Origin of the sequence: Bacillus coahuilensis m4-4 (assembly GCF_000171615.1) — a bacterium.
GTDB classification, from domain to species: Bacteria; Bacillota; Bacilli; order Bacillales; family Bacillaceae_K; genus Bacillus_T; species Bacillus_T coahuilensis.
On sequence record NZ_ABFU01000054.1, the window covers coordinates 1 to 8,350 of the forward strand.

Annotated in this window: 4 protein-coding genes and 3 pseudogenes; 1 reads left to right on the forward strand and 6 read right to left on the reverse strand. The window is 35.0% G+C overall.

Going from position 1 to position 8,350, the window contains the following annotated elements:
- Positions 1 to 12: 12 nt before the first annotated feature.
- From M44_RS25500 to M44_RS23365, 6 genes and pseudogenes are all read right to left on the reverse strand, one after another.
- Positions 13 to 1,740: a cell wall-binding repeat-containing protein gene (locus M44_RS25500; protein ID WP_237705293.1), complete on the reverse strand. Its 1,728-nt coding sequence runs from the start codon at positions 1,738 to 1,740 to the stop codon at positions 13 to 15.
- Between the two features lie 626 nt (positions 1,741 to 2,366).
- On the reverse strand, positions 2,367 to 2,627 hold the full coding sequence (locus M44_RS13850; RefSeq protein WP_010174507.1) for a hypothetical protein: 261 nt from the start codon (positions 2,625 to 2,627) through the stop codon (positions 2,367 to 2,369).
- A 95-nt stretch (positions 2,628 to 2,722) separates the two neighbouring features.
- Positions 2,723 to 4,613: pseudogene (asnB, locus tag M44_RS23360) on the reverse strand (asparagine synthase (glutamine-hydrolyzing)).
- A 689-nt stretch (positions 4,614 to 5,302) separates the two neighbouring features.
- The gene (locus M44_RS13880; RefSeq protein ID WP_010174510.1) at positions 5,303 to 5,866 is read right to left on the reverse strand and encodes a 5' nucleotidase, NT5C type; all 564 of its coding nucleotides are present in this window, start codon (positions 5,864 to 5,866) and stop codon (positions 5,303 to 5,305) included.
- Positions 5,850 to 6,983: a bifunctional diaminohydroxyphosphoribosylaminopyrimidine deaminase/5-amino-6-(5-phosphoribosylamino)uracil reductase RibD gene (ribD, locus tag M44_RS13885; protein ID WP_010174511.1), complete on the reverse strand. Its 1,134-nt coding sequence runs from the start codon at positions 6,981 to 6,983 to the stop codon at positions 5,850 to 5,852. Before ribD ends, M44_RS13880 begins: the two co-directional genes overlap by 17 nt.
- Positions 6,973 to 7,741 (reverse strand): annotated as a pseudogene (locus M44_RS23365) (GTP cyclohydrolase II). The gene ribD and the pseudogene M44_RS23365 overlap by 11 nt, the downstream one beginning before the upstream one ends.
- 243 nt (positions 7,742 to 7,984) lie before the next feature.
- Here M44_RS23365 and M44_RS23370 point away from each other — a divergent pair.
- Positions 7,985 to 8,295 (forward strand): annotated as a pseudogene (locus M44_RS23370) (transposase); the annotation flags it as partial.
- Between the last annotated feature and the right edge of the window lie 55 nt (positions 8,296 to 8,350).

Here is an 8,350-nt window from a genome sequence, read left to right on the forward strand (position 1 = left end):
ATTACGTGTCTACTACTTGTATATGTCACCAATGACTTCTCTACCACCTAGGTAGTTGACATCAACAGGAGTTGATTGTTCTAGCACTTTTTTTGTTGAGTAAGGGATCGTACTTTTCTCACTAAGAAGTAATACACCTTCTTCTTTCGCTGCTAAGACGCTACCAGCTAGCGCATCAGGGAAAGTTCTTCCTGATGAAAGGAAAATTGTAGAATCTAAACTTTCCGAGAAATGTTCTACTATTTTTGCAGAAGTTGAATAACGGTCTTCCCCATCAATTCTGATCGATTGAGAAAGAGATTTTTTCACGGTAGGAGCTATTACTTGCTCCCCACCAATAATATAGACTTCTTTCGCTTTAGCTAAAAATTGATTTGTATGATATGGGATTGATTCTTTTTTGGTTAAAAGAATTGGGTATCCCTTTCTTGCAGCAATTGTAGCTATACTCAATGCATCAGGGAAATTTTCTCCACTTGCTAAAAATACTTTATCCCCTGTTCCTTTTAATTTTGAAGCTAACAAGGTAGATGTTTCATATCTACTACTCCCGCCGATTCTCTCTACTTTAACTCCAAGACCAGAAATCTGTTTTTCTACATTATTTGAAATAGCTGATGTTCCGCCAATGACATAAACTTTTTTTGCCTTTAAACGTATTATTTCATTTAACACCACATCAGGTAGTTCTTCTGGTTCTGTCAGCAATATCGGAGCATTTTCTTGATACGCAAATGGAGTTGCTGATAGAACGTCTGGATAGTTGGTACCCAATCCAACTACTACTGAATCTGCTGAAGTCCAACCTTGTTTTGATATTTCTACAGCAGTACTGTATCTATTACTGCCAGCAATTCTATTTGTTATGGTCTTTAGCTTTTCATTCCCAATAGTAAATTCACCAGATGCTAGAACCCACTTAGAAAGGAGTGACCAAGCTACATGATGTGCGACCCATTCCTCCCGTCCTGTATATTTATCTTCAGAGTGTGCAGAATATGTTCGACCATCGGTATGTCTCTCTTGCATCGAGAGTACCATTTCATTATGGTGTTTCTCCCACTCATCCCCTTTTATCGAGAGGTTATGGTCATATCCAAATGAATGAGCAAAAGAGTCTAATGTGGCAAATTGCATTCTTCTATCTGTTCCCCAATCATTACCTAAAGGATAATAAATATCAGACTTTCCTGGGCGGTAAATCGTTCCACCAGGGGAATGATAAGGTGGGCTTTCAAAGTGAACAGTTGAGTACGCACCATATACTAAGTCAGAGTTAAAAAAAGCAGCTTTAGGTGTATGTGTACCTGATAAAGTTGAAGTGATGCCTGCTGTATTATTGAATGCAATAAACTCCATATAATCTGGGTGAATAAACCCATGATTGATGACAGTTCCATCTTGATTAATATTTATACCTTTAACCCATTGTGATATAGATTTACCATGTAGAATAGTTGAGTTTGTAAGATCCTGTTTTGAGGCCCCTGCTGAAACCATCAATTCGATATTTTTATACATCCATTTATTATAATTAGGATGATTAGGCATCATACTAGTTGCTAATTGCAAAATTTGAGAATTCCATGCATTTTCCTCAGATTTTGAATCTCCTTCGTAAATTACTACACCATTTTCACCTTTCCAATATGGAGCACGATAGGTGATAAATCGATTTGCTTCATATTCCACCATTTTTCTTATATATTCTTGGTCTTTAAGGCTAAAATTTTCCCACAATAACCATCCTCCAAGACCAGAGAAATATGACCAATGAGCGGATTGCCAATGATTTCCCCAACCACCCTGGGAATTACTTCTGTGTGATTTCGCTAAAGAAGAGATTAATTGCTTTGTTTTCCTTAGAGCTTCCTCTTCACTCACTGATGTTACCTGTGAATCATATACACCAAGTGATAGTGAGGTAGCTAAACCTAGGCTCATTGCTGAAGGGTGACGAATTTCATGCTCATTTGTTCCACCAAAATTTAAATAGGAGGAAGTTTGTGAGTCAAAGTTTTTTTCTTTTGTCCCACCAAGTGCTTAGTGCATATTTGTTTGTATTAAGTAAAATTTGAATAGTGGTATCTGTATTTAGATTATCTGGAAGGTCAACTTGAAAATCTTCCCACTCTATTGGATGGACATTGGAATCACCATTTGCATCGACATAAGAAGGGGGAAAACCTGAACAAATTAAACAAAAAAGTCGACATTATCGTAACAAAAATTTTAAACCTCATGGATTCACTCCTAATGTTGTGTTTTTACTGCCTAAAGTATCGTAACATAGCAGATGTATATATTTGTAGAATAATTTGTACTATTTATCCTCAAGATAGTCGTTTGTAAAAAGAAAATCTCTCTTATCTTGTGTAGATGTATAACCCAAACAATACGATTGCACTGCTAATTGAGGTAACTGTACCTGCAATTGAAAAATAATAGAAGATGTAACCTGTTTCTTCTGGAAGTTGAATAAAAGCACTTACAAGTAAAGTAACAATTGAGAGAAAAAAGACCGTACCAGCTAGGATTATTCCTTTATACTTTGAAAGCTTTTCTCGTCTCTCTAGTAAAAATAAAAGGATACCTAATAAGGAACCTCCTAATGCAAACCACATCATGTGCGACACCTCTAGTTTTTTATTAATATTTTAACATAAAACAGACATTTCCTTTTAAGAACTGTCTGTTTTTGTTGTAACTAACCTTGAAGTAGTTAATAACTAAATTCTTTGTCTTTTTCTTTTTTTCGATCAAATGTAACATTCTTTTCTACATAAACTTGATGCCACTGCATAAACATAAGTACCGTCCATATTTTACGACTATGGTCATGTTTACCTGCTACATGTTGATCTAAAAGGTTTAGTAAATACGTTTTATTGAAATGATGATCCGTTGGACTTTCAATGATCATATTTTTAGCCCAATCGTGCATTTCATTTTTTAACCAATGTCTTATTGGGACAGGAAACCCTAATTTTTCCTACCTACAACATGATTCGGAATGATACCTTCAAACGCTTGACGAAGAATATACTTCGTTGTATTGTTTGCAATTTTATATTCCATTGGAATTTTACTTGCCACTTTAAAACTTCTTTATCTAAAAAGGAACTCGTAGTTCTAATGAATGGGCCATAGTCATTCTGTCAGCCTTCAGCAATATGTCCCCTCTTAACCAAGTATGCATATCGATATACTGCATCTGATCCACAGCTGAATAGTGCTCAGTTTGATGGAATAACTTATTTGTGATATCTGTAAAATGAACAGTTTCATCCATGGACTGTAACAGGGATTTTTTCTCGTTCTCTGTGAAGATTTTAGCGTTTCCAATATATCTATCGCAAACTGGAGTACACCCTCTTTCCAAAAAGCTTTTCCCCCTCATACCTTCTGGGAGAATCGTTGAAAGCTTATAAAGCCAATTTTTCAATAAATTTGGGACAGAATTAAATATTCTAAGTGATTGAGGCTCCCTATAAATGTTATAACCACCGAAAAGTTCATCTGCCCCCTCTCCTGATAAAGCAACGGTAACATACTTACTCGCTTCTTGTGCAACAAAATACAATGGTATAGCAGCAGGATCAGCCAATGGATCATCCATATGCCAAAGGATCTTAGGAAGTTCATTCATATATTCTTCAGCTGTAATCGTATAATTGTAATTCATAACTCCTAGTTTATCCGCTGTTTCTTTTGCCACATCTATCTCACTAAATCCATCACGTTCAAAACCTACTGAGAACGTTTGAATGTTTGGATGAAATTCTTTGCTAACGCTACGATAATTGTTGAGTCAATTCCACCAGACAAAAATGATCCGACTGGCACATCACTTCTCATATGAATGCTAACAGATTCTTCCATAACCTCTCTGATTTCTTTCTTTAAAGAGTTTTGATCGGATATGATAGGATGAAAGCTTGGTTTCCAGTAAGCATTGATAGCTAATGGAGTACCCAATTTTTTCATAAAATAATTCCCTGGTTCTAATTTTCTAATCTTTTTAGATAGGGTATATGGTTCTGGAATATACTGAAAAGATAAGTAGTGTTGTAAGAATTTTCGGTTAATTAAAGACTCATTACTCACTAGCTCCAAGCTCTTTTTTTCTGAAGCGAAATAGGTCAATTCACCATCTTCTTTATAGTAAAAGGTTTTATTCCAAAGGGATCTCTTGCTCCAAATAGTGTATTAGCTACTTTATCCCAAATGACAATCCCAAACATTCCTCTTAATTTTGAAAAACATTTTTCTCGAAACTCCGCAAACGCTGCAAGAATCACTTCCGTATCTGATTGCGTTTCGAATTGATAGTCTAGTAATTCTAATTCATCTCGTAGTTCTAAATAATTATAGATTTCACCATTAAAAATGATCCAAAAGCGCTCATTCTCATAGCTTAAGGGTTGATGACCATTTTCTAAATCAATGATACTTAATCTCCTAAATCCCAATCTCACTGTATCATCGAAGAAATATCCTTCATCATCCGGACCTCGATGAGCAATTAAATTGTTCATATCCTTAAAAACTATTTCTTCTACTGATTGTTGAACAAGACCTTGGTCATGTATACATCCTACAAACCCACACATACTATTCCTCCTTCAATTTCTGACTTTGTCAATATTCTTCATTGGTCTATTCTTTATTAGTAATGTGAAGAGTCTTATGCGTATCTATCAACTAATAACTTCATCTATTTATCTGAATAATAAGAAATAATACAGTTTTCAGTAAATAATATAACACAATAGAAAGTAATAAGGTATTATTTTGTTAAATTTACAAATACACCCAGTAACTATTTTCCTTCTATAGAGTAGACGGATATATAACAAAAAGATTACAGACTTTTAAAGAAAATCACAAAAATTGTTTAGCTCTGTAACGGGCTTGCTTGTTAAGTACACTAAGTAATTTCCCTTGGATCTTCATGGCTCGTAGGAAATTAGCAGCATTTTCAGAGGAGGAAAAGGTAACTCTCCTACTAAAGAGAAAACTATTGGAAAATCGGGCAGGTTTGTTTTACAGAGTCAAAATATGACTGTTCATTAAACTTACAGGTTTGATTTTGAGGTGCAAAGATGTAATTTCGATTATAACCGTGTGAAACACTAAAAACGGCTTGGAGTTATCCTCCAAGCCGTTCTTGATGTAAGTGATAGTGTGAGTCATCTTCTGCAAAAAATGCGATATTACTTGCTAATTAGGTTGTGAATTAGAGTTTTGCACCTTTCAATCGAACGCATGAGATTGAAATGACAATCTTACTACTATTTTTTCATATTTTAAAAATGTTCTTTAATTCTTGCCAATCATTTATCCGGGGAACTGCTAAGTGCTTGTTGTATGATTGATCTTTAACATATATCTTTGTTTTGCTCTCAGTTAGCGTTTCAATAACAGTAGGTTTGTCATCAAAATAATAATCCAATGATAATGACTCAATAATGTCTACCTTCTCATGGTCTTCCATGCCGCAAAAGAATCGTCCTTGCTCTATTGGAAAGTTGTTAAGCTTCATCCAATCGTACGTTTTTTGACAATATTCTTTGGAACGTGATGTTATATAATATATCTCATGTCCATGATGTACCAATTTATGTAAAAGGTCTACCACACCTTCATAAGGGGGACAATTAGTGAAAAAGATGTGTTCAGCATTTGTTAGCCACAGATTCTTTCCTTCTTCACTGCTAAGACCAAAAGGCTCATGAATATAAAGGGTTGGTAAGCTATTGAACTGTTCTATGGATACATTTTTTTCTAATATCTTGTTGTAATGGTGGAAAGCATATTCTCTTAAGCTTATTAGTGTATCATCGATATCAAACCCTATTTTCATGAGTACCCTCCTCTTTGTAAATAGGATATCCCTCAATTTTAAAATCTTTACCTAGAGAGGTTATTGTCATATTTTCAAGATCAATAGCTTGACTTACAATCGCCACTCCCTTTCCTTCAAGAAACGTCGGAGCTTCTTTTCCACCAATTAGTTTAGGTGCAAAATATATCACTGCTTTTTGAACAAGCTTTTCTTCCACAAATGAGCTATTGATTGTGCCCCCACCTTCAATGATTAACGAAGAAACGTTCATTTTCCCTAAATAGTTCACCACATCATGTAGATTTACCTGATGGGTACCAGAAGTTTTAATCACACTAGCTCCTAATCGTTCTACACTCTGTACACGTGTTTCTTCTACCATTTTTGAAGTGAAAATCCAAGTAGGAGCTTCTTTGTCTGTTAATACTTTTGAATTTAAAGGAATCTTTAATGCTGAGTCAATAATGATACGAATAGGGTTTTTACCATGAGTATTTTCGAGTCTAGTGGTAAGAGACGGGTTATCCTCTAAAATGGTATTAGCTCCTACTAAAATCGCATCATACACATTTCTCATTTTATGTACGTCTTCTCTAGCTCCTTCACATGTAATCCACTTACTATTGTGAGTGTGTGTAGCAATTTTTCCATCTAAGCTTGAAGCAGTTTTAAGGGTAATAAATGGACGACCTGTGACAATAAAATGGTTGAATACTTCATTCATCCTCTTTGCTTCAGCTTCCATCACGCCTGTGATCACCTTTATGCCTGCATCCTCTAATATTCTTACTCCATTACCAGCTACAATTGGATTGGGGTCTAGTGTAGCAACCACAACATTTGTAATACCTGCTTCTATTAATGCAACTGCACAAGGTCCAGTTCTCCCGTAGTGCGAACAAGGTTCTAACGTTACGTAAATGGTAGCACCTTTTGCTTTGTCGCCAGCCATTCTCAGTGCATGGATTTCTGCATGTGGTTCTCCCGCTTTCATATGAGCTCCAAAACCTACTATCTCACCATCACGTACAATTACTGCGCCTACAAGAGGATTAGGGGAGGTTTGACCACTCATGACTTTAGCATTTTGAATAGCCATGTTCATATAAAACTCATGACTTTGATTATTGTTCATTGAATATTTCTCCTCTAATATGACCAGAACGTACCACTTTGGTTTCTAAATATTTCTCATTAAACTCTGAAACGTCTCCCCAAAGCGGCATACGCCCAGCAATATTTAATCCAGCTTCTTTAAGTGCATTATACTTTTTAGGATTATTTGAAATTAAAGTCACTGGTTTATCTCGTAAAAATTTTAACACGTCAATCGCATCCTCGTAGCTTCTTGAATCATCAACAAATCCTAATTCCAAGTTAGCTTCCACAGTATCTAATCCTTCTTCTTGTAAGATATAGGCCATCGCTTTAGAAAATAATCCAATCCCTCTTCCTTCATGATTAGCTAAGTAAAATATCGCACCTGAACCATGAGAAGATATCATTTTCATTGAAGTTTTTAGTTGATAACCACAATCACATCGTTTACTGCCGAAGATGTCTCCTGTATGACAAATTGAATGCATTCTTATTAACGCATCAAGAGAATCTTGAAAGTCCCCGTAAACAAGCACACTAGATTGCTGCATTTCAGCTAAATTGCTTGAAGATAATCTTTTTATTTATTTTTTCAGCATCCATTTTGCCTTGGCTACAGAATTCTCCTGCCATTGTTTCGCAATTAAGCCAGCTATACCATTTGAAGGTTTTAGTTTCACCCTCTAAATTTACAGGTAATGTAATGGGTCCTACTAAATAAAGAGACTCTCCCCCTTCTTTTTGAACTACATTTATTTTATCCTCAAGTAATGAGATAACTTTTTGACTAACCATTAGACTTCCCCCTAACATATATACGTACTATTAGATTTTACTAATAAGCTATAATTAATCCAATCATAACGCTCTAAATAACATTAATCATACAGGAACATAAAAAAGACAAATCATAAATGATTTGCTCAGGCTGTCGAGAAAATCTCGACAGCCTTTAATAATGTATAAATATTTTAACAAATCACCGCGTTAATATGTTAAAATAGAGATATATAATATATTGATTGGCGGGGATTAACTATGCTAAAACCAAGAGAATTTACGCAAAATGAATATGAATTTGTTTCCATTGATGATATGGTTCCTTCGGACCACCTTCTTCGAAAAATAGATAAATACATTGACTTCTCCTTTATTATTGAGAAAGTTAGGCCTTATTATAGTGAAGAAAAAGGTCGTCCTTCAGACCCTCTTATTCTTTTAAAATGATGTTTATAGGATACTTATACGGCATACGTTCAGAAAGAAACTAGAACAAGAAATCGGATNGATATGGCCTATCGGATGGTCTTAGGATTAAAGTTTCATGATCCTATACACATCATTCAACATCAGTTGGGATCCTCAAAAACCTTTAAAAAAAAAAACGTTTTTTAAGAAATCTTT